Source organism: Pseudideonella sakaiensis, from assembly GCF_048320135.1.
In the GTDB taxonomy this organism is placed as follows: domain Bacteria; phylum Pseudomonadota; class Gammaproteobacteria; order Burkholderiales; family Burkholderiaceae_C; genus Ideonella_A; species Ideonella_A sakaiensis_A.
Window position 1 is genome coordinate 1,912,705 of sequence record NZ_CP182947.1, and the last position, 20,137, is coordinate 1,932,841.

The following is a 20,137-nucleotide window of genomic DNA, read 5'->3' on the forward strand; positions in this document are numbered from 1 at the left end:
GAGCTTTGTGAAGAAGCTCGTCGTCTTTGCAATTGAAATAACCATTTCATTATTCGTGCTGTATGCTACACAAACTATGTGGGCCATGCTGATCGTCACCCTGCCGACCCGACCGAATGCGGTGCGGCTGCGCATCTGGCGCAATCTGAAGGCGCTTGGCTGCGCGGCCTTGCGCGACGGCGCCTACCTGCTGCCGCAGGCGCATGCGGCGCAGTTCGAGCCGGTTGCCGCCGAAGTCCGTGAACATGCCGGCAGCGCGATGATCCTGACGATCGATGCGCGCGACGACGCGCAGCGTGCCGAGATCGAGGCCATGTTCGACCGCAGCGAAGCCCATGCGCAATTGCGACAGTCGGCGGCGGCGCTGGCAGCCGAATTCGCGGCGCTCGGCGAAACCGAAGCCCGGCGCCGCCTGCGCGCAGTTGCCGATGGCCTCGCCGCGCTGCAGCGCATCGATTACTACCCAGGTGCGGCCGCGCAGCAGTCGGAGGACGAACTGGCGGCATTGCGCGCGGCGTTCGATGCGCAGTTCGCCAAGGGCGAGCCGGTCGCGCAGCCCGCACACGGCATCGAGCGGCTGCCGCTTGCCCGATTCCAGCGCAAGCGCTGGGCGACGCGGGAACGGCCATGGGTCGACCGCCTGGCCTGCGCCTGGCTGATCCGCCGCTTCATCGACCAGCAGGCGCAAATTCTCTGGCTCGCCGATCCGGCCAAGGCACCCCGCGGCGCAATCGGCTTCGACTACGACGGCGCGCGTTTCACCCACGTTGGCAAGCGGGTCAGCTTCGAGGTGCTTGCCGCGAGTTTCGGCCTCGACAACGACGCTCGGCTGCAACGCATCGGCCGCGTCGTCCACTACCTCGACATCGGCGGACTGCCGGTCGCCGAAGCCGCCGGGCTTGAAGCGGTGCTCGGCGGGCTGCGCGAAGTTCATGCCGACGACGACCAGTTGCTGAAAGCCGCCGCGCAGGTCTTCGATGCGCTTTATGCCACCCCGATGCAGGGCCCGCGATGAACAACAGCAGCACGACCCCGATCGACAGCGTCGACGCCGTTACGGATCGCAGCAGAAAACCCGCACCGGTCGGCTTTGCCGAGGCCTTGCGCTTCTGGCTGAAGCTCGGCTTCATCAGTTTCGGCGGGCCGGCCGGGCAGATCGCGATCATGCACACCGAACTGGTCGAACGGCGGCGCTGGATCAGCGAGCGGCGGTTTCTGCATGCGCTGAACTACTGCATGCTGCTGCCGGGGCCGGAAGCGCAGCAGCTCGCCACCTACATCGGCTGGCTGATGCACCGGACCTGGGGCGGCATCGTCGCCGGCGCATTGTTCGTCTTGCCGTCGCTGTTCATCCTGATGGGCTTGTCGTGGATCTACCTGCGTTTCGGCGATGTGCCGGTGGTTGCCGGCATCTTCTACGGCATCAAGCCGGCGGTGACCGCGCTGGTGATCCATGCCGCACACCGGATCGGCACCCGCGCACTGAAAAACCGCTGGATGTGGGGCATCGCGGCAGCGGCGTTCGTCGCGATCTTCGTCTTCGGCGCGCCGTTTCCGGCGATCGTGCTGGCGGCCGGGCTGATCGGGTTTTTCGGCTCGCGCCGCTGGCCCGATGTCTTCTCGCTCGGCGGCGGCCACGGCGCGGCCGATCAAACTTACGGGCCGGCGCTGATCGACGACGACACGCCGACGCCGACGCACGCCCGCTTCTCGCGCCGCCGGCTGGCCCAGGTGCTGCTCGTCGGCCTCGGTTTGTGGCTGGCGGCGATGGGCCTGCTCGTCGCGAGCCAGGGCTGGCACGGCACGTTGACGCAGATGGGCTGGTTTTTCACGAAGGCCGCGCTGCTGACGATCGGCGGCGCCTATGCGGTGCTGCCTTATGTCTATCAGGGGGCGGTCGAACACCACCAGTGGCTGAGCGGCGTGCAGATGATCGACGGCCTCGCGCTCGGCGAGACGACGCCGGGCCCGCTGATCATCGTCGTCGCCTTCGTCGGCTTCGTCGGCGGCTGGCTCGAGCAGGTCTTCGGCGCCGACCGGCTGCTGCTCGGCGCGGCGGCCGCCGCCAGCGTCGTCACCTTCTTCACCTTCCTGCCGTCGTTCCTGTTCATCCTCGCCGGCGGCCCGGCGGTCGAATCGACCCACGGCAAGCTCGGCTTCACCGCACCGCTGAGCGCGATCACCGCCGCGGTGGTCGGCGTGGTGCTGAACCTGGCGCTGTTTTTTGCCTACCACGTGTTGTGGCCGCAGGGTTTCGGCGGCCGCTTCGATGTGGTCTCGGCCGCGATCGCGGTGGCCGCGACATTCGCGCTGTTCCGCTTCAAGGTCGGCGTGCTGCCGCTGCTTGGTGCCTGCGCAGCAGTCGGTCTGCTGGTGACCTGGGTCACCTGATCAACAAGGAGCAAGACGATGGCATCCCCGATCCGCCCCCTGCCCTTCGATCCGGCCACCGTTGCCGGCCTGTCCGAGCGGCTGCTGCTCAGCCACCACGCGAACAACTACGGCGGCGCGGTGCGGCGGCTCGACGCGATCCGCGCCGAACTGGCCGAGCTGCCGTTTGCCAGCAGCCCCGGCTACCGGATCAACGGGCTGAAACGCGAGGAATTGATGGCCCGCAACTCGGTGGCACTGCACGAGTTGTATTTCGCGAGCATCGCCGGCGGCTCGGAAGTCCCGCAAATCGGGCCGCCGATGGCGGTCGCGCTCGCCGCCGGCTTCGGCAGCGTCGACCGCTGGCGCGAGGAATTCGGCGCGATCGGCAAGGCGCTCGGCGGCGGCTCCGGCTGGGTGCTGCTGGTTTTCGATCCGCGCGAGGGAAAACTGGTCAACCAGTGGGCATCCGACCACAGCCAGGTGCTGGCCGGCAGCGCGCCGCTGCTCGCACTCGACATGTACGAACATGCCTACCACCTCGACTATGGCGCGGCCGCCGCTGCCTATGTCGACAGCTTCCTGACGCGCGTCGACTGGGCGCAGGTCCACCAGCGCTACCGTGCCTCGCTGCAGGCGGCAAGCGAGCCTTTCGGCATCGCGATCGACGGGCTGGCCGACACCGATGTCATCGACGTCCGGCGGGCCGGCGCCTACCAGGCGTCCGATTCGGTGATCCCCGGATCGGTCTGGCGCGACCCGACGGCAATCGCCGACTGGGGCAGCACGTTGGCGGCGAGCCGGCGCGTTGCCGTCTATTGCGTGCACGGCCACGACCTCAGCCAGGCCGCCGCGCTGCGGCTGCGCGCGGCCGGTGTCGACGCGCACTATCTGCGCGGCGGCATCGAGGCCTGGCAGGCGGCCGGCGCTCCGCTGCAGCGTCGGCCGGATTGAAGCAGGCACGCAACGCCCGCTGCACCGAGATGCCGTCGGCGTGTCAGACAACGCCGGATTTGCTGCCGACGGCCGTTCGGGCCGAAGTGGCGCTGTGTATGATCCCCGCAGATTCATAGCGATGAAGAGGGCTGGCGCATGGCGCTGTCGGCAAAAGCGGGCAAGTCGTCTGCCCAGAAGCGGTCCGAAGGACTGCAGAAGACGCCGACCGGCATTCGCGGGTTGGATGAAATCACCGGCGGCGGCTTGCCGACCGGTCGTTCGACGCTGGTCTGCGGCTCTGCCGGCTCCGGCAAGACGATGCTGGGGCTCGAATTCCTGTTGCGCGGCGCGACCGAGTTCGACGAGCCCGGCGTCTGCATGGTGTTCGAGGAAACGGCCGAGGAACTGGCCGCCAACATCCGCTCGCTCGGTTTCGACCTGAAGAAGCTGCAGGCGCAGAACCGGGTCGCGGTCGACTATGTGCACATCGAGCGCAGCGAAATCCACGAGACCGGCGAATACGACCTCGAGGCGCTGTTCATCCGGCTGCAGCATGCGATCGACACCGTCGGCGCCAAACGCGTCGTGCTCGACACGCTGGAGGCCCTGTTCGCCGGTCTGCCGAACGAAGGGGTGCTGCGCGCCGAGCTGCGGCGGCTGTTCCGCTGGCTGAAGGAACGCGGGCTGACCGCGGTCATCACAGGCGAACGCGGCGAGACGACGCTGACCCGCTTCGGCCTCGAGGAATATGTCGCCGACTGCGTGATCCTGCTCGACCACCGCATCGAACAGCAGACCTCGACGCGGCGGCTGCGCGTCGTCAAATACCGTGGCTCGGCGCACGGCACCAACGAATATCCGTTCCTGATCGGCGAGCGCGGGCTTTCCGTCTTGCCGATCACCTCGCTGCGCCTCGACCATGCGGCATCGACCCGGCGCATCAGCACCGGCATCCCGGCGCTCGACCAGATGCTCAGCGGCAAGGGTTTCTACCGCGGCTCGAGCATCCTGGTGTCGGGTGCGGCCGGCACCGGCAAGAGCATCGTCGGCGTCAGTTTTGCCAACGCGGCGTGCCAGCGCGGCGAACGCGCAATGATCTTCTGCTACGAGGAGTCGCCGGAACAGTTGCAGCGCAACATGCGATCGATCGGCATCGACCTGAAGCCCTGGCTGCAACAGGGCCTGCTGCGCATCAATGCGACCCGCCCGACGATGCAGGGCCTCGAGCAGCACCTGCTGCAGATGCAGGACGAGGTCAATGCATTCGCACCGGAAGTGGTCATTGTCGACCCGATCACCAACCTCAGTTATGCCGACGACGATGTGATGCTGAAGCCGGCGCTGATGCGGCTGATCGACTTTTTGAAGCACCGCAACGTCAGCGCGCTGTTCACCAACCTGAGCAAGGATGTCGCTGCCGTTACCGGTTTCACGCAGATGGGTGTCTCGTCGCTGATGGACAGCTGGATCATGATGAGCAACCTCGAGAACAACGGTGAGCGCACGCGCACGCTGCAGGTGATCAAGTCGCGCGGCATGTCGCATTCGAACAAGATCCGCGAATTTCTCATCAGCGATCAAGGCGTCGACCTGATCGACGTCTTTCTCGAGGGCGACCAGGTGCTGACCGGAACCGCACGCGTCGTCCACCAGCAGCGCGCGCCGGCCGCGTCGCCGAACAGCGGCGCGAACCAGGCGAAGCGCTCGCCGCGCCGAGCGGCAAGGAAGTCGTCATGAACCCGCCGTCGAAAAAGACCGCAGCGCCCGCATCGGAAGCGCCCTCGAAGACCCGACCCGAGTGGCAACTGCGGCTGTATGTGGCAGGGCAGACGGCCCGCTCCGCGGCCGCACTCGCGAACCTGAAAAAGCTCTGCGAGACGCACCTCGCCGGCCGCTACGAGATCGAGGTGATCGACCTGCTGGTCAATCCGAAACTGGCCGCCGGCGACCAGATCCTCGCGGTGCCGACGCTGGTGCGCACCTTGCCGGAGCCGATGAAGAAGATCATCGGCAACCTGTCCGACGTCGAGCGCGTGCTGGTCGGCCTCGATATCCATCCGCTGGGCTGATGCGATGACGCGAGCCGAGGCGATGCCTTACCAGCTGCAGCTGTTCGTCAGCGGCGGCGGCGCCCGTTCGGCAAGGGCCATCGTCAACGTGCGCCGGATCTGCGAACAGAACCTGCCCGGCCGCTACCATCTCGACGTGATCGATATCTCGAGCAACCCGGCGCGTGCGAAGAAGGAACAACTGATCGCGGTGCCGACCTTGATCCGCGTCCTGCCGAAGCCGGTGCGCCGCTTCATCGGAGACATGTCGCGCACGCAGACGATCGTCGAAGGCCTCGATCTGCCACCTCTGCCGGAGCCGCCGGCGACATCGGATTGATCTGATGCAGCGAGATTTGCCGGCCCGGCCACAGCAGGACTCAGCGGCAGGCCAGTCCGAAGCCGATCTTGCGTCCGAAAATGCCGAACTGCGGCGCCGCCTGCACGAGGCTGAAGATACGCTGCACGCGCTGCGCAATGGCGAGATCGACGCGATCATCGTCGGCGACGACATCTATACCCTCGAAGCCGCCGAAGCAGCGGCGAACCGCTTTCGCAGCGACGTGCTGGCGCAGATGGAAGATGCGGTGGTCGCAATGGACGCCGACCATCACGTGATCTATCTCAACCCGGCCGCCGAACGCCAGTACGGCTTCAGGACCTCCGAGGCGCTCGGGCTGCCGCGCGAGAAGCTGTTCACACTCGAGTGGCTGGCTCCGAATGACGAAGCCGAATCGCGGCGTTGCCTGGAGGAGGTTGGCCACTGGCGCGGCCGGCAGCGGCATCTGACGCGGGATGGCCGCTCGCCGCTGGTCGACGTCACCTGGAGCCGGCTGCAGGAACTGGGCATTGCCGATGCCGGCAGCCTGATGGTGATCCGCGACGTGTCGGTCCGGGCCGCCGCCGAAGCGGCGGCCCGCGACAGCCGGGTGCGGCTCGATTTTGCGCTCGAGTCGGCGCGCATCGGCGAGTGGGAGATCGACCTCGCGACCGATGCCGCGCGCCGATCGTTGCAGCACGACCAATGTTTCGGCTATACCGAACCGGTGGCCGAGTGGACGCCGGCAATCTTCCTGAGCCATGTGCACCGCGACGACCGCGACTGGGTTGCCGAAGTATTCCAGCGCACCCGCGAACAGCGCGGCCAGATGCATTTTGATTGCCGCGTCGTCTGGGCCGATGGCAGCATCCACTGGATCGAAGTCCACGGCAGCGTCTTCGACCAGGAGTTCGGGCCCGGCCGCATGCTTGGCACCGTTGCCGACATCAGCGAACGCAAACGCATCGAGGCGGCCTTGCGCGATGCGGATCGCCGCAAGGATGAATTCCTCGCGACGCTGGCGCACGAACTGCGCAACCCGCTGGCGCCGATCCGCAATTCGATCCACATCATGCGCCAGTCGAAGCAGGCCGAGGCGCACGAACGCGCGCAGGCGGTGATCGAACGCCAGCTCGACCAGCTGGTTCATCTGGTCGACGATCTGCTCGATGTCGGCCGCATCAGCCAGGGCAAGATCGAGCTGCGCCGCGAGCTGATCGATATCGCGACGCTGGTCGAGAATGCCGTCGATACCTGTGCGCCGCTGATCGACTCGCGCGGTCACCGGCTGAAGATCGAGCTGCCCGAACAGCCGATCACGATCGATGCCGACATGACGCGGATGACGCAGGTGGTGGCCAACCTGCTGAACAACGCGGCCAAATATACGCCGCCCGGCGGCGACATCACGTTGCGTGTCGCGCCCGAAGCGGCCGGCATGGTGGCGATCAGCGTCACCGATACCGGCATCGGCATTCCGGCCGAGATGCTGCCGCAGGTGTTCGAGATGTTCACCCAGGTCAATCGCACGCTCGACCGCTCGCAGGGCGGGCTCGGCATCGGCCTGGCGCTGGTCAAGCAGCTGGTGCTGATGCATGGCGGCAGCGTCGAGGGCCACAGCGAAGGCGAAAACCGCGGCGCCACCGTCACGGTGCGGCTGCCGGTCGTGATCCTGGCCGGCGGGTCGCCGGCGCAACCGGCGCCGCGTGAAACGGCATCGGCATCCGAGGCGGAGTCGAACACCCGCATCCTCGTCGTCGATGACAACAACGATGTCGCCGACAGCCTGGTCGAGTTGCTGCGGCTGGTCGGCTATACCGCTGAACTGGCGCGCGATGGCGAGCAGGCCCTCGAGGCCGCCGAGGCATGGCATCCGGATGTCGTGCTGCTCGATATCGGCCTGCCGACGATCAGCGGCCGCGAGGTCGCGAAGCGGCTGCGCGAACGGCCGTGGGCCGATGGCCTGCTGCTGATCGCGCTGACCGGCTGGGGCCAGTTCGAGGACCGGCGGCTGTCGCTCGAGGCCGGCTTCGACGACCACCTGGTCAAGCCGGTCGACCTGGACCGGCTGCTCGACGTGCTGCGCCGCTTCGACAAGTCGGCGACGGCGTGAATACCGCGTCGACGCCGGTCGACGCCGCCACTGCAGTGAAAACCCGGACGGATTGAGCGCGTTCGGAAGCCCGCCCGGCCGCCTGCAGCGAATATGATCTTCCGCTCGTCGAGCCGCCCCGGCAGCGCCGCGCGGCTCGAATCATCTCTCGATGCAATGCCGGATCGGCCCGTGCACCGTCCGCGGCGGACCGTCCCGCATGCCCTTACGGAGCAAGCCTGACGATGAATCTAGACGCATTGGTCGAACCCGACCGGGTTCACAAATCGGTTTATACCGATCAGCAGATCTTCGATGCCGAGATGGAGCGCATCTGGGAACGCATCTGGGTCTATTGCGGCCACGAATCCCAGGTGCCGAACCCCGGCGACTACCACGCGGTGACGATCGGCCGCCAGCCGATGGTGATGGTGCGCCACGGCGACGGCAGCGTGCGTGTACTCTACAACCGCTGCCCGCACCGCGGCGTGCAACTGGTCGGCAACCTGAAAGGCAATACCGGCAGCGCCTTCGTCTGCTCGTACCACGCGTGGAGCTTCCACCTCGACGGTGCGGTGCGCGCGATCCCGCTCGCCAAGGGATATGAGGGTACGCGGATGAACCGCGAGAATCCGGACTGCGGCATGAAGCGTGCACCGCGCGTCGACAGCTACCGCGGCTTCGTGTTCGCGAGCCTGGCCGACGACGGCCCGTCGCTGAGCGAGTTTCTCGGCGAGGCGAAGATCGCCTTCGACGACATGTGCGACCGCTCGCCGGTCGGCGAGGTCGAGGTGGTGCCGATCTGCCACCGCGTCGTGCAGCATTCGAACTGGAAATTCTTCATGGAGAACCAGCTCGACGCGCTGCACCCGTCGGTGACGCACCAGTCGACCGGCATCTCGGCCGGCCGGGTCGAGAAACGGCTGAAGAAGGAGAAGGGTTCGGCGCCGCTGTACTACCACTACCTGTCGACCTTCGCGTCGAGCTTCGAGCAGTGGGACTCGGTGCAGACGATCAATTTTCCGCATGGCCACGGCATCCTGAAGGCCTACATGGGGCTGCGCCCGCAGGACCCGGACACGCTCGAGCACGAGGCGATGCTGAAGAAGGCCTACGGCGAACAGAAGGCCGAGGAATATCTGTCGCGCAGCATCCACCATGTGCTGGTCTATCCGTATCTGTCGGTGCAGTCGCCGCTGCAGCAGCTGCGCTGCCTGCGGCCGATCAGCCCCGACAAGACGCTGTCGGAGATCTGGCACTTCCGGCTGAAGGGCGCGCCGGAAGCCATTTATCGGCGCAGCCTCTGGTACTACAACCTCGTCAATTCGCCGGCGACGATGATCAATGCCGACGACCTCGAGAACTGGACCAAGGGCCAGTGGGGACTGAAGAGCAACGGTGGCGACTGGGTCAGCTTCCACCGCCATTTCGGCGATGACCGCGAAGAGAACGGCATCATCTATTCGAACCACGGAACCTCCGAAGCGGTGATGCGCAACCAGTTCCGCGCCTGGACGCGCTACATGCGCGGCGACGAGCAGCAGGGAGCAGGCCAATGAGCAAGTCCGACAAAGCCGCAATCCCGAGCGCCGGCCCCGATTTCGAGCACCTGCTGGCGCAGCAGGTCGTCATCGAGGCGACCGAAGGCGACGACCGCACCGGCGCGCAGGTGATCGCGCCCGACCATTCGCCACGCGCGACGCTGAGCAATACCGCGCCGACCGCTGCCGCGCCGCGCGCCGGGCTGCGCGCTGCCGGCGGCGTCGACGCCGAACTGCAGCGCGAGGTCGAGCAGTTCCTGTATCTGCAGGCCGAGCTGCTCGACGCGAAGCAGTGGCAGGCCTGGATCGACCTGTTCGACGAGCAGGGTGTCTACTGGATGCCGGTGACGCCGGAGCAGACCGAATGGGAAGGCTCGCCGTCGATCTTCGCCGAGGACCGGCTGATGATGGAGATCCGCAAGGGCCGGGTCTCGCATCCGAACGCCTGGTCGCAGGCGCCGATGTGGGAGACCAATCACCTCGTCAGCCATGTCGCGATCGAATCGGTCGACGGCAAGCAGCTGCAGGTGCGATCCCGCTTCCACATGATGGAGCTGCGGCGCGACAACGTCCGACATTTCGGCGGCAGCTACCGGCACACGCTGGTGCGCGGCGACGACGGCGCGCTGCGCATCCGGCTGCAGCGGGTCGACCTGTTCAACGGGCAGGCGCCGTTCGACTATGTGTTGCAGATCTGGGTCTGACGGCCCCGCCATTCCGGCGGCGAGATAAAACCCTCGCGCTTGAATTTGCGGCGAGTGACTTTGAGCAGCGAAAGCCGGTGGTCGCAAAGGGCGAGTATCGGCCCGGAGCGGCCGCCGGCCGCTTGGTGGTGGAGACTTTCGTGGGAGGGGCTTCAGCCCCGATTCGGGATCTTGCACGACTGCGAATCGGCAGGCACAGAGGCGAGAGCAAAGGCGCGGTCGGGCGGCCGCTTGCGCTTAGATGCTTGCCCTCGCGCCGGGCGCTCGGGTCCCCTGCGATGCTCGGCCTTGTGGCCCGTCGCGGAAACTCGCTGCACTCGCTTCGCTCGTTGCGCTCAAACAGTCCGCGACAAGTCAGTTGTTGATGCTCGCTGCGCTCGCGGGCCACAAGCCCTGCGCTTCTCGGCTGTGCATATGCGCGCCAGCAGCCACCCGCCCACGCCTTTGCGGCAGCACCAAGGATTTCGGCGAAGTTCAACCGCGTCACTGCGCGGCAGGCGGTTCCCGGGCGGGGCGATTTATGCGGCGGCGAGAAGCGCAGGGCCAGGGTCGGCGAGCGCAGCGAGCATCAACAAACATGCTCGCGGCGGTTGTCCGAGCGCAGTGAGCGCAGCGAACGTAGCGAGTTCCGCCGCGCGACCCTGGACCGAGCATCGCAGCGCAGTCCGAGCGCCAGCGAGGACCGCCGCATCATGAGCCACGACCGGGTGCCGCCTGCCGCGCCGCTCGGTCTTGGCATGCGGTTTGAAGGGCATGCGCGCAGCCAAGATCCCGAATCGGGGCTGAAGCCCCTCCCACAATAGTCAGCGCCGCCTGCGAGCTCGATGGCCGCTCCGGGCCGAAAGCCGCCGGTCGGATACGAAGTGACGTTGTCCCCGCCGCTACACCACGCGCGCAGGGTCCACTTCGCGCAGCCGGTGGTCGATGTAGTAGCCGCCGAACTCGGTGTACTGCAGGAAGCCGCGTCCGCAGGCTGCGCAGGCCCAGACATCGCAGCGGTTGTAGGGGTACCAGTCCGGCGCCACCGGTGCGTGCGGCGAGCCGTATCGCGAGCCGTCGAGGTGCAGTTCCTGCACCGTCGGGTCTTCGTCGTCGGGGTTGCGCAGCGTGCCCAGCCGTCGCAGCAGTGGTTCGCGCAACTGGGCCGACACGCTTTCCCAGCCGGCGCAGCTCAGGTGCGCGCAGGCACAGTCGGGCGGCGTCAAGGCCGGCGCAGGCAGGCGCCGCAGATCGTCTGCGTACAGGCGCGGTGGCGCGTTCGTGGTCATTGGTCGACGGGGTCGCAGTGGCGGATCAGTCCGCCTTGATGTGGTTGTCCTTCACCACCTTGGCCCAGGTGTCCATCTGATTCTCGACGAAGGTTTGCGCTGCCGCCGGCGTACCGATGTTGACGACGATGCCCTGCGCGGCGAGCTTGGCTGCGACGTCGGGCAGTTGCAGGGCCTTGTTGATCTCGCTGTTCACGCGCGCGACGATCTCGGCCGGCGTCTTCGCAGGCGCAAGCACCGCCCACCAAGCCGGCGCATTGAAGCCGGCATAGCCGCTTTCGGCCAGCGTCGGCACGTCGGGCAATTGGGCGCTGCGCTTGTCGGTGGTGACGGCGAGCGGGCGAAGCCGCTTGCTGTCGATGTGCGGCTTGCTGACGAACACCGAGCCGATGGCCAGCGGCACATGGCCGGCGAGGGCGTCCTGCATCAGCGGCCCACCGCCCTTGTAGGGCACATGCGTGATGTCGACGGCGGCGCTCCTGGTCAGCAACGTCATCGCCAAATGGCCGAGGCTGCCGTTGCCGATCGTGCCGTAGCTCAGATTCTTGCCCGCCTTCGCGGCGGCCACGACGTCGGCAAACGTCTTGTAGGGCGTGTCGGCGTGCGTGGACACCACCATCGCACTGGTACCCAGCATCGCGACGGTGGTCAGGTCCTTGCGCGCGTCGTAGGGAAGGTTGGGGATCAGCGACGGGTTGACGCCGTGGGTGTCGAAAACCACCGCAAAGGTGTAGCCGTCGGGCGCCGCGGCCGCCACCTGCCCGGCGCCGATGCTGCCGGAGGCGCCGCCCTTGTTCTCGACGATCACGGTCTGCCCCAGCGCCTGCTGCAGCACCGGTTGCAGGATGCGCGAGACCTGATCGACCGAGCCGCCCGGCGGGAATACCGCCACCAGCTTGATGGGCTGCTTCGCAGGCCAGGCCTGGGCCTGGGCGGCCAGCGGCATGGTCAGACCGGCCAGCAACGCGACGCCGCCCAGGGCGGTCGAGAGCACGGCAGAGAGCTTCATGCGACGGTTCATGGCGGGCGTATCCGAGGCTGGCTCGGTGGTTGGGAAAGGTGCGCCGAGTATGCAAGTCGGCCTGCGCACCGCAGCCGTGGAAACTACGCATCGCGGGCAATCCCTAGGCGACGCGGCGCCAACCGGGGCCCCCCGCTTTTCGCCGCGCCGTCTCGGCATCCTGCCCCACTCCCGGGAGCACCGCGGGGAGCAACCCTGAGCGGTCGCAGATCCGAGCCCCGCGCATCTATCATCCGCGGCTTCGCCGTCCCTCCCGCCCTCGATGAAAACGACTTGCAGTACCTTCGCCGCCGCCGTGCTGATGTTCACCAGCCTCGGCGCCGTTGCTGTTGATCGTCCGCTGGCCTGCACCGATTTCTACGACTACGTCAATGCCGACTGGGAGGCACGCACCGAGTTGCCGGCCGACCGCGCGCGCATCGGCAGCTTCGACACGCTGCGCATCGCCAATGACCGCCTGCTGCAGCGCTCGCTGGAGCGGCTGGTTGCCGAACCCGCCCTTCAGGACTCGCCGGGACTGAAAAAGCTGTCGGCTTTTTACGCCAGCGCGATCGACCCGGCGCTCGCCGAGCAGGCCGGCTTGCGCTCGCTTGCGTCCTGGCTCGATCGGATCGCTGCGCTGCGAGATCCGGCGGCCGAACTGCCGGCGCTGCTGGGCGAATTGACGGCGCATGGCGTCGCGCTGCCGCTCAACGTGCGGGTCGGCCCTGACCTGAACGACGTGCGCCGACACGCGCTGTTCATCGGCCAGTCCGGGCTCGGCCTGCCGGACCGCGACGACTATCTGAACGACGATGCCACCTCGCGCCGGCTGCGCGATGCCTACCGCACGCATGCCGGCACGCTGCTGCGCAGCGCCGGCTTCGCCCAAGACGCTGCGACGCTCGACGCGCTGATGGGCCTGGAAACCGCGTTGGCAAAGGCGGCGATGAACCGCATCCAGCGCCGCGACCCGCAGGCCACTGCAAACCGGCGCACGCTGGCCGCACTGCGCGATGAAGCATCCGGCTTCGACTGGCCAACCTGGTTCGACGCGATCGGTGTCGCGCCCGGCGGCAGCCGCGAGTTCATCGTCGCGCAGCCTGAATTCGTGAAGGCAGTGGCGCGGCTGACTGCGACCGTTCCGGCATCGACCTGGCAGACCTATCTGCGCGTGCGCCTGCTCGACGAGATGGCGCCGTGGCTGGCGGCGCCCTATCGCAATGCCCACTTCGACTTCCACGAGCGCACCCTGCGCGGGCTGCAGACGCCGACGCCGCGCGGCGAAGAGCTGATCAGGCTGATTGGCGGCCGCACCGGTGGCGAGCCGATGGGACTGGCGTTGGGCGAACTGTTTGTCCGCGAGGCCTTCTCGCCGCGCGCGCAGCAGCGTGCACTGCTGATGATCGAGGACATCCGCAGCGCGATGCGCACACGCATCGAGAACCTCGACTGGATGAGCGCGGCAACCAAGGCGCGCGCACAGGCCAAGCTGGCAGCGATGGCGCCGCAGATCGGCGCGCCAACGCAGTGGCCCACATTCGACGGCTTGACGCTGGACCCGCGCGAGCCGGCGGGCAATGCGCTGCGCGTGGCCGCCTGGGGTTTCAGACGCGACATCGCCGACCTCGGCAAGCCGGTCGACCGCATGCGTTGGCAGACCTCGCCGCACATCGTCAACGCCTTTGCCGGCGGCCTGAACCGCATTGTGTTTCCGGCCGGCATCCTGCAGCCACCATTTTTCGATGCCGACGGCGACGATGCCGGCAACTACGGCGGCATCGGCATGGTGATCGGCCACGAAATCATCCACCACTTCGACGACCGCGGCCGGCAGTTCGACGCCGACGGCAATCTGGCCGACTGGTGGGCCGCTGCGGATGCCACGGCCTACCGCCAACGCGCCGACCGGGTCGTTGCGCTGTACGGCGGCTACGAGCCACTGCCAGGGCTGCGCATCAACGGCCGCCAGATGCTCGGCGAGAACATCTCCGACCTCGGCGGCATGCAGATCGCGTTCGACGCCTACAAGCTCGCGCTCGAGCGGCAGAAGCGTGAAGGCCGGCCCGCGCCGACCATCGACGGCCGCACGCCCGAACAGCGCTTCTTCATCGCCAACGCGGTGATCTGGCGCACCAAGCAGCGCGCCCAGGCGCTCGAGCAGCAGATCCGCACCGGTCAGCATTCGCCAGGGCCGTACCGCGTGCGCGGGCCGATGTCAAACATGCCGGCTTTCGCCGCGGCATTCGGCTGCCGCGCCGGCGATCCGATGGTGGCCGGCGATCCGGTCGCGGTGTGGTAACGGCGGATGCGGGCAACTGCTCGCGCCCCGACGTCAGCCGATGAATGCAAACCGCGGCTGCTGCCGGCCGTCGATCTCGACGGTTTCGAAAAACATCGCATGCGGCCGGACCCACCAGCCGCCCTCGCCGTACAACGGGCGATACACCACCAGCGGCTCGTGCGTCTCGCTGTGTCTCGCGACGGCGATGACTTCATAGTCGCCGCCCTTGTAGTGGCGGTAGCGCCCGGTGCGGATGGCGGGCAGTGGGGGCAGGTCGTCGTTCATCCCCGCAGCCTACCCGAGCTCGATCACCACGCTGCCCTTCTTGCGCCCGGTATCGACATGGGCGTGCGCATCGGCGATCCGCGCGAACGGGTAGCTGCGATCGATGACCGGCTTGAAGGCACCGCGCTCGGCAAGCTCGGCCAGCAGCAGCAAGTCCTCGCGGCGCACCGATGCAATGCCGCCCAGCACCTTCAGATCGCCGCGCGACGGGCGCAGCAGCGCACCGAGCATCTGCGGCAGATCCCCGACCACGAGCAGCAGCCGACCGCCTGGCGCGAGCACCCGCCGGCAGCGCGCGAACGAGCAGTTGCCGACCGCGTCGAGAATGACGTCGTAGCGCTCGCGGCCCGCTGTGAAGTCCTCCGCCGCATGGTCGATCACCTCGTCGGCACCGAGCGAGCGCACGAGCGCTGCGTTGCCCGCGCTGCAGACGCCCGTCACGATGGCGCCGAAGTGTCTGGCAAGTTGCACCGCCGCGGAGCCGACCGTGCCCGACGCGCCGTTCACCAGCACCCGCGCGCCCGGCTGCACGCGGGCCTTGTCGCGCAGGAAAAGCAGGGCTGTCAAACCGCCGAAAGTGAGGGCCGCCGCCGTCGCGAAGCTCAGGCCGGACGGCATCAGCGCTGCGGCGTCCTCCGGCACCGCGACATATTCCGCATGGCAACCGATCAGCGAGGCAAATACCCTGTTGCCGCGCGAAAAACGGGTGACGGACCGGCCGACGTCGACGACCTCGCCCGCCAGCTCGGCGCCGAGCACCGGATGGCGAGGCCCGGAGATGCCAAAACCCAGCCGCAGCAGCAACCCGAAGCCGCGCGGCACGCGGGCACTGCGCAGGCGTACGTCGCCGGCGCTCACCGTGGTCGCCCGCACCCGGACGAGCACCTGCCTTGCGCCAGGCCTGGGCACCGGCAAATCGCCAATGGTCACGACGTCCGGCGGACCGTAACGCCGGCAGATGGCCGCTTTCATCACAGCACGATCAATGCCCATCGCCATCACCTCTCCCAGGATCCGCCGAAGGCGCCTGTGCTGCCCGCTCAGCCCTTGCCCTGCCCCACTGACCGCCGATCGCCGCCGCGCGAGCCGAACATCGCGACCAGCAACGTGACGATCGTCAGCGGCACGACGAAGCTCATCATCACGACGGAAAATTCGGGCAGCGCGTCGTGGTCTTTCGCGGCCAGCACCAGATAGGTGACGTAGGCGACGTAGTAGCCGACGAACACCGCGCCCTCCCAGCGTGCGATCTCGCGCCCGGTCATGAACACCGGCAGGCAGGCCAGCGCGACGGCCAGCATCACCCACAAGTCGAAATTCAGCACCGACGGCGCAATGCCGAGCCCGGCCGCGCCCGAGACCAGCCCCGACAGCCCGACGCAGCCGAGGATGTTGAAGACGTTGCTGCCGACGACATTGCCGACCGCGATGTCGCGCTCGCCCTTGACGGCAGCGGCCAGGCTCGCGGCGACCTCGGGCAGGCTTGTGCCGGCGGAAACGATGGTCAGGCCGATGATGAGGTCGCTGACGCCGATGGCCTTCGCGAAGCTGACGGCCGCCTGCACCAGCAGGTCGGAGCCGCCGACGAGCGCGGCAAGGCCGACGGCAATCAGCAGCAGTTGCACCGGCAGCCGCGAGTCCCAGCCGCCAGCTTCGGCGGGCACGGTCTCGCCGCCGGACTCGGACCGCGCCGCGGCCGACTCGCGACGCGACTGGACGATCAGGAACACGGTATAGCCGAGCAGCAGCGCGAACAGCAGCCCTCCCTCGATCATCGACACGCTGCCGTCCAGCGCCAGCGCCGCCAACAGCAGGCTGGCGCCGAGCATGATCGGCACCTCCTGCCGGATCAGTTGCCGATTGACCGCCAACGGCGTGATCAACGCGCTGACGCCGAGGATGAACAACACATTGAAGACGTTGCTGCCGACGACGTTGCCGACCGCGATATCGGTGCGGCCGTCGAGCACGGCGCCGACGCTGACGGCCATCTCGGGCGCGCTGGTGCCGAAGGCGACGATGGTCAGCCCGACCACCAGCGGGCTGATGCCGAACGACAGCGCCAGATTCGATGCGCCGCGAACCAGCGCGTTGGCGCCGAGGACCAGAAGCACCAGGCCAGCGAGGAACATCAACAGGTTCATCGATGCCTATGATGCCGCAGAGTGCCGGCAGGCCCGGCAATGCCTGACGAGCGCGCGCAGACCATCGACGCCGCAGTTCCCGCCGGCCCTCACCCCAGCAGCGCCTTCGGCAGCCCCAGCACGGTGCCGGGGAACACCCACATCAGCGCAATGCAGAGCACGAAGGCGAGCAGGAAATAGGCAACGCCGCGGAAGATCGTCGGTATGTCGATGTCGGGCGCAAGCCCATGGACGATGAAGACATTGACGCCGACCGGCGGGGTGATCGCGCCCATCGTCGTGACGACGGTCAGCACGATCGTGTACCAGATCGGGTCGTAGCCGAGCGCCGCGGCGAGCGGGAAGAAGATCGGCAACGTGACGACGAGAAAGCCGAGCGCATCCATCAGCGCGCCGCCGACCAGGTAGATCAGCAGCACGACGACGAGGATCGCCGCTGGCGGCACCGGCAGCGCGGCCGCCCAGTCGGCCAGTTCGAACGGCAGCCGCGAGACGGTCAGGAAGCGGCCGAACAGCACCGCGCCGGTGATCAGCAGCACGACCATCGCCGAGATGCGCACGCTTTCAACGATCGACAGTTGAATCGTCGCCCAGGTCAGCTTGCGCCGCACCAGCCCGATCGCCAGTGCACCGAAGGCGCCGGCCGCGCCAGCCTCGGTCGGCGTGAACCAGCCAAGGTAGAGGCCGCCGATCACCAGCGCGAACAGCAGCAGCGCCTCGATCACGCCCGACAGGGCCCTGATCTTTTCCGCCAGGCTGGTGACCGGGCCGAGCGGGCCGAGCTTCGGGTCGCGCAGGCACAGCAGCACGATCGTCAGCAGGAACAGCGCGGTCAGGATCAGCCCCGGCACGATGCCGGCGAGGAACAGCCGCAGCAGCGACTGCTCGGTCTGCACCGCGATCACGATCATCACGACACTCGGCGGAATCACGACGCCGAGCGTGCCGCCGACCGCGATCGCGCCGCTGCTCAGCGCGCGGTCGTAGCCATAGCGGCGCATCTCGGGCAATGCGATCGTCCCCATCGTCGCAGTGGTCGCTGAATTGGATCCGCAGATCGCCGAAAAGCCGGCGCAGGCGGCGACCGTCGTGCCGGCGAGGCCGCCCGGATACTGGCCGACCCATTTGTAGGCCGCCTGGTACAGCCGCTCGGTCATGCCGGCGCGATAGGCAAACTGGCCCATCAGCACGAACAGCGGGATCACGCTCAGGCCGTACGACGAAAACTGCTCCCAGACATTGGTCGACAGCAGGTGGGTCGCTGCCGGCACCGACAGCAGGTAGGCATTGCCGAGCACGCCGGCAAGCAGCATCGCGAATGCGATCGGCATGCCCAGCAGCATGAATAGAAACATCACGGCGAGGCCGATCACCGCGGCGGTCAATGGATCCATCGGATGTTGTTGCTGTTGTGGTGGATGGCTGCCGCCGGTCAGGCGTGACGCTGCAGCAGTGACAAGAAGGAGCCCGCGGCACGCAGAAAGTCGGCCAGCAGCGCCAGCGTCAGCCCGGCCGCGCCGGCGGCGACGACGTAGACCCACGGATAGACGACCGCGCGCAGCGTCTCCGACAACGAGCCGGTCTCCTGCAGCGTGAAGCCGTAGGCCGTCAGGTACCAGGACGTCGCGGCAAACAGCAGCAGCGCCAGCAGGCTCATCAGCAGGTCGACCGCCGAACGAAGTTTCGGGCCGAGCCGGTCGATGACCAGCTCGATGCCGACGTGGCCGCGCTGCTGCTGCACCGCACCGAGCGCCAGCGCCATCGCCGCGGCCGACAACCAGCCGATCACCTCATAGGACCCGGCCATCGTGATGCCGAAGCGGCGCAGCACCATGTCGGCGACGGCGACCAGCATCATCGCGGCCAGCGCAATCCCGGCCAGAAAGACCAGCGCGCGGTTGATCACGCGGATCAGCCGGTCGAGCGGCGGCAGCGGCCCGTCAGGCGGCAGGCCGGCCTCGGCCGTCCGGGGCGTTGCCGCCCCGGTGGTCGATTGCGACGCCGGCACCGCTATTTCTTCGAGAACTGGTCGCGCAGCTCACGCATGCGCTTCATATATTGAGCCGCCGGCAGGCCCTTGGCGGTCATCTCGGCAACCCACTCGTCTTCCATCGGCTTCAGCTTCGCATCCCAGCGCGCCTTTTCGTCGGGCGCCAGCTTCAGCACCTGCAGCTTGTGCTGGTCGGCCGCCCACTTCATTGCCGCGCCGACATTCTGGTTGTCGTGGTAGTTGCCGGTCCAGGTTGCCATTTCGGGCGCAAGTTCGTCGATCACCTTCTGCACGTCGGCTGGCAGCTTGTCCCAGCGCTTCTTGTCCATCACCGCGGCAAATGTCACGACGACGGTCGGGTAGTCGGTGACATATTTCAGCGTCTCGGCGAGCTTGAAGTCCTGCAGCACCTCGCGCGATGTCATCGTGCCGTCGATGACGCCGGTCTGCACCGACTGCGGCACCTCGGGCATCGGCATGCCGATCGGCGCGGCGCCGAGCGCCTTCAGCACCGGCACGCCGGTACCGGCGGCGCGCAGCTTCATGCCGTTCAGGTCGGCTGCATTGGCAACCGGCTTGCGCGACTGGATATAGCCGGGCTCGGTGGTGAACATCGCGATCACCTTGAACTCCTCGAATTCCTTCGGCTTGAATTCCTTCGTCAGCTCCCACAGCGTGCGGCTGGCAACGGTGGCATTGGCAAAGCCGACCGGCAGCGAGACGCCGGAAGTCAACGGGAAGCGCCCCGGGTCGTAGGAGGGTGCGCCGAGTCCGATGTCGGCGACACCTTTCGTGACGCCGTCGTACATCTCCTTCGCGCCGAGCAGCGTGCCGCCCGGGAAGGTCTTCACCGCGACCTTGCCATTGGTGCGCTTGTTGACCTGCTCGGCCCAGTGCGCCATCTGCTTGGCCGGGAAGGTACCGGCCGGTGCGAAGAAGGCATAGGTCAGCGTGATGTCGGCTGCGTTGGCCGTGAGCGGGCTGCTCAGCATCGCCAGTCCGGCAGCCATCGATGTAACGAGCCGGGTGATCGTTCGGGTTGGGTTCATCGTTGTGCCTCGGGTTCGGTAACGTTGAATCAATCGTCGACCTCGCAAAGCGAGAAGAAGGCGCATTTTGCGTTTCGTGCCGGCGCGGCGCCATATGGGTCTTCACC

Annotated in this window: 18 protein-coding genes; 10 read left to right on the top strand and 8 right to left on the bottom strand. The window is 67.4% G+C overall.

Annotated elements, in window-relative coordinates; translation table 11 throughout:
- Positions 1-85: 85 nt before the first annotated feature.
- The 9 genes from ACNH6H_RS08480 to ACNH6H_RS08520 all read left to right on the top strand — a co-directional run bounded on the left by ACNH6H_RS08480 (position 86) and on the right by ACNH6H_RS08520 (position 10,010).
- Complete coding sequence (locus tag ACNH6H_RS08480; RefSeq protein ID WP_418317058.1) at positions 86-1,015, top strand: chromate resistance protein ChrB domain-containing protein; 930 nt, start codon at positions 86-88, stop codon at positions 1,013-1,015.
- The gene (chrA, locus tag ACNH6H_RS08485; protein WP_418317059.1) at positions 1,012-2,391 is read left to right on the top strand and encodes a chromate efflux transporter; all 1,380 of its coding nucleotides are present in this window, start codon (positions 1,012-1,014) and stop codon (positions 2,389-2,391) included. Before ACNH6H_RS08480 ends, chrA begins: the two co-directional genes overlap by 4 nt.
- Positions 2,392-2,409: 18 nt before the next feature.
- Entirely contained in the window at positions 2,410-3,324 is a 915-nt protein-coding gene (locus tag ACNH6H_RS08490; RefSeq protein WP_418317060.1) for a Fe-Mn family superoxide dismutase, read from the top strand.
- Positions 3,325-3,462: 138 nt separating this feature from the next.
- A complete protein-coding gene (gene kaiC / locus ACNH6H_RS08495; RefSeq protein WP_418317061.1) occupies positions 3,463-5,043 on the top strand; it encodes a circadian clock protein KaiC in 1,581 nt (526 codons plus the stop codon).
- Positions 5,040-5,375, top strand: a complete 336-nt coding sequence (locus ACNH6H_RS08500) for a circadian clock KaiB family protein (protein WP_418317062.1) — start codon at positions 5,040-5,042, stop codon at positions 5,373-5,375. The genes kaiC and ACNH6H_RS08500 overlap by 4 nt, the downstream gene beginning before the upstream one ends.
- Before the next feature lie 4 nt (positions 5,376-5,379).
- Complete coding sequence (locus ACNH6H_RS08505) at positions 5,380-5,694, top strand: circadian clock KaiB family protein (RefSeq protein ID WP_418317063.1); 315 nt, start codon at positions 5,380-5,382, stop codon at positions 5,692-5,694.
- A gap of 4 nt (positions 5,695-5,698) precedes the next feature.
- Positions 5,699-7,786 carry an ATP-binding protein gene (locus ACNH6H_RS08510; protein WP_418317064.1) on the top strand — a complete coding sequence of 696 codons (2,088 nt, stop codon included), beginning with the start codon at positions 5,699-5,701 and terminating at the stop codon, positions 7,784-7,786.
- Between the two features lie 224 nt (positions 7,787-8,010).
- On the top strand, positions 8,011-9,324 hold the full coding sequence (locus tag ACNH6H_RS08515) for an aromatic ring-hydroxylating dioxygenase subunit alpha (protein ID WP_418317065.1): 1,314 nt from the start codon (positions 8,011-8,013) through the stop codon (positions 9,322-9,324).
- On the top strand, positions 9,321-10,010 hold the full coding sequence (locus tag ACNH6H_RS08520; protein ID WP_418317066.1) for an aromatic-ring-hydroxylating dioxygenase subunit beta: 690 nt from the start codon (positions 9,321-9,323) through the stop codon (positions 10,008-10,010). Before ACNH6H_RS08515 ends, ACNH6H_RS08520 begins: the two co-directional genes overlap by 4 nt.
- An 881-nt stretch (positions 10,011-10,891) precedes the next feature.
- Here the strand turns inward: ACNH6H_RS08520 and ACNH6H_RS08525 are convergent.
- Together ACNH6H_RS08525 and ACNH6H_RS08530 are read right to left on the bottom strand one after the other, a co-directional pair.
- Positions 10,892-11,278 carry a hypothetical protein gene (locus tag ACNH6H_RS08525; RefSeq protein WP_418317067.1) on the bottom strand — a complete coding sequence of 129 codons (387 nt, stop codon included), beginning with the start codon at positions 11,276-11,278 and terminating at the stop codon, positions 10,892-10,894.
- Between the two features lie 25 nt (positions 11,279-11,303).
- Entirely contained in the window at positions 11,304-12,299 is a 996-nt protein-coding gene (locus ACNH6H_RS08530) for a tripartite tricarboxylate transporter substrate binding protein (protein WP_418317068.1), read from the bottom strand.
- Positions 12,300-12,561: 262 nt separating this feature from the next.
- Between ACNH6H_RS08530 and ACNH6H_RS08535 the strand changes: the two genes are divergently transcribed.
- Positions 12,562-14,580: a M13 family metallopeptidase gene (locus ACNH6H_RS08535; protein WP_418317069.1), complete on the top strand. Its 2,019-nt coding sequence runs from the start codon at positions 12,562-12,564 to the stop codon at positions 14,578-14,580.
- 33 nt (positions 14,581-14,613) lie between these two features.
- Here the strand turns inward: ACNH6H_RS08535 and ACNH6H_RS08540 are convergent, their stop codons facing one another.
- The 6 genes from ACNH6H_RS08540 to ACNH6H_RS08565 form a co-directional block, all read right to left on the bottom strand.
- Positions 14,614-14,847, bottom strand: coding sequence for a DUF1653 domain-containing protein (locus ACNH6H_RS08540; protein WP_418317070.1), 234 nt, complete (start codon positions 14,845-14,847; stop codon positions 14,614-14,616).
- A gap of 9 nt (positions 14,848-14,856) precedes the next feature.
- A complete protein-coding gene (locus ACNH6H_RS08545; RefSeq protein WP_418317071.1) occupies positions 14,857-15,846 on the bottom strand; it encodes an NAD(P)-dependent alcohol dehydrogenase in 990 nt (329 codons plus the stop codon).
- A gap of 41 nt (positions 15,847-15,887) precedes the next feature.
- On the bottom strand, positions 15,888-16,991 hold the full coding sequence (locus ACNH6H_RS08550; RefSeq protein ID WP_418317072.1) for a calcium/sodium antiporter: 1,104 nt from the start codon (positions 16,989-16,991) through the stop codon (positions 15,888-15,890).
- An 89-nt stretch (positions 16,992-17,080) separates the two neighbouring features.
- On the bottom strand, positions 17,081-18,385 hold the full coding sequence (locus ACNH6H_RS08555; RefSeq protein WP_418317073.1) for a TRAP transporter large permease: 1,305 nt from the start codon (positions 18,383-18,385) through the stop codon (positions 17,081-17,083).
- Positions 18,386-18,423: 38 nt separating this feature from the next.
- Positions 18,424-18,999 carry a TRAP transporter small permease gene (locus tag ACNH6H_RS08560; protein WP_418317074.1) on the bottom strand — a complete coding sequence of 192 codons (576 nt, stop codon included), beginning with the start codon at positions 18,997-18,999 and terminating at the stop codon, positions 18,424-18,426.
- Between the two features lie 2 nt (positions 19,000-19,001).
- Positions 19,002-20,030 (bottom strand): TRAP transporter substrate-binding protein, encoded by a 1,029-nt coding sequence (locus tag ACNH6H_RS08565; protein ID WP_418317075.1) that lies wholly within the window; start codon positions 20,028-20,030, stop codon positions 19,002-19,004.
- Between the last annotated feature and the right edge of the window lie 107 nt (positions 20,031-20,137).

Coding starts and splice junctions, on each gene's coding strand:
- ACNH6H_RS08490 (WP_418317060.1), top strand. CDS start 2,410: ATGGCATCCCCGATCCGCCCCCTGCCCTTCGATCCGGCCACCGTTGCC.
- ACNH6H_RS08540 (WP_418317070.1), bottom strand. CDS start 14,847: ATGAACGACGACCTGCCCCCACTGCCCGCCATCCGCACCGGGCGCTAC.
- ACNH6H_RS08555 (WP_418317073.1), bottom strand. CDS start 18,385: ATGGATCCATTGACCGCCGCGGTGATCGGCCTCGCCGTGATGTTTCTA.
- ACNH6H_RS08500 (WP_418317062.1), top strand. CDS start 5,040: ATGAACCCGCCGTCGAAAAAGACCGCAGCGCCCGCATCGGAAGCGCCC.
- ACNH6H_RS08550 (WP_418317072.1), bottom strand. CDS start 16,991: ATGAACCTGTTGATGTTCCTCGCTGGCCTGGTGCTTCTGGTCCTCGGC.
- ACNH6H_RS08520 (WP_418317066.1), top strand. CDS start 9,321: ATGAGCAAGTCCGACAAAGCCGCAATCCCGAGCGCCGGCCCCGATTTC.
- chrA (WP_418317059.1), top strand. CDS start 1,012: ATGAACAACAGCAGCACGACCCCGATCGACAGCGTCGACGCCGTTACG.
- kaiC (WP_418317061.1), top strand. CDS start 3,463: ATGGCGCTGTCGGCAAAAGCGGGCAAGTCGTCTGCCCAGAAGCGGTCC.
- ACNH6H_RS08505 (WP_418317063.1), top strand. CDS start 5,380: ATGACGCGAGCCGAGGCGATGCCTTACCAGCTGCAGCTGTTCGTCAGC.
- ACNH6H_RS08480 (WP_418317058.1), top strand. CDS start 86: ATGCTGATCGTCACCCTGCCGACCCGACCGAATGCGGTGCGGCTGCGC.
- ACNH6H_RS08545 (WP_418317071.1), bottom strand. CDS start 15,846: ATGGCGATGGGCATTGATCGTGCTGTGATGAAAGCGGCCATCTGCCGG.
- ACNH6H_RS08530 (WP_418317068.1), bottom strand. CDS start 12,299: ATGAACCGTCGCATGAAGCTCTCTGCCGTGCTCTCGACCGCCCTGGGC.
- ACNH6H_RS08510 (WP_418317064.1), top strand. CDS start 5,699: ATGCAGCGAGATTTGCCGGCCCGGCCACAGCAGGACTCAGCGGCAGGC.
- ACNH6H_RS08535 (WP_418317069.1), top strand. CDS start 12,562: ATGAAAACGACTTGCAGTACCTTCGCCGCCGCCGTGCTGATGTTCACC.
- ACNH6H_RS08565 (WP_418317075.1), bottom strand. CDS start 20,030: ATGAACCCAACCCGAACGATCACCCGGCTCGTTACATCGATGGCTGCC.
- ACNH6H_RS08515 (WP_418317065.1), top strand. CDS start 8,011: ATGAATCTAGACGCATTGGTCGAACCCGACCGGGTTCACAAATCGGTT.
- ACNH6H_RS08525 (WP_418317067.1), bottom strand. CDS start 11,278: ATGACCACGAACGCGCCACCGCGCCTGTACGCAGACGATCTGCGGCGC.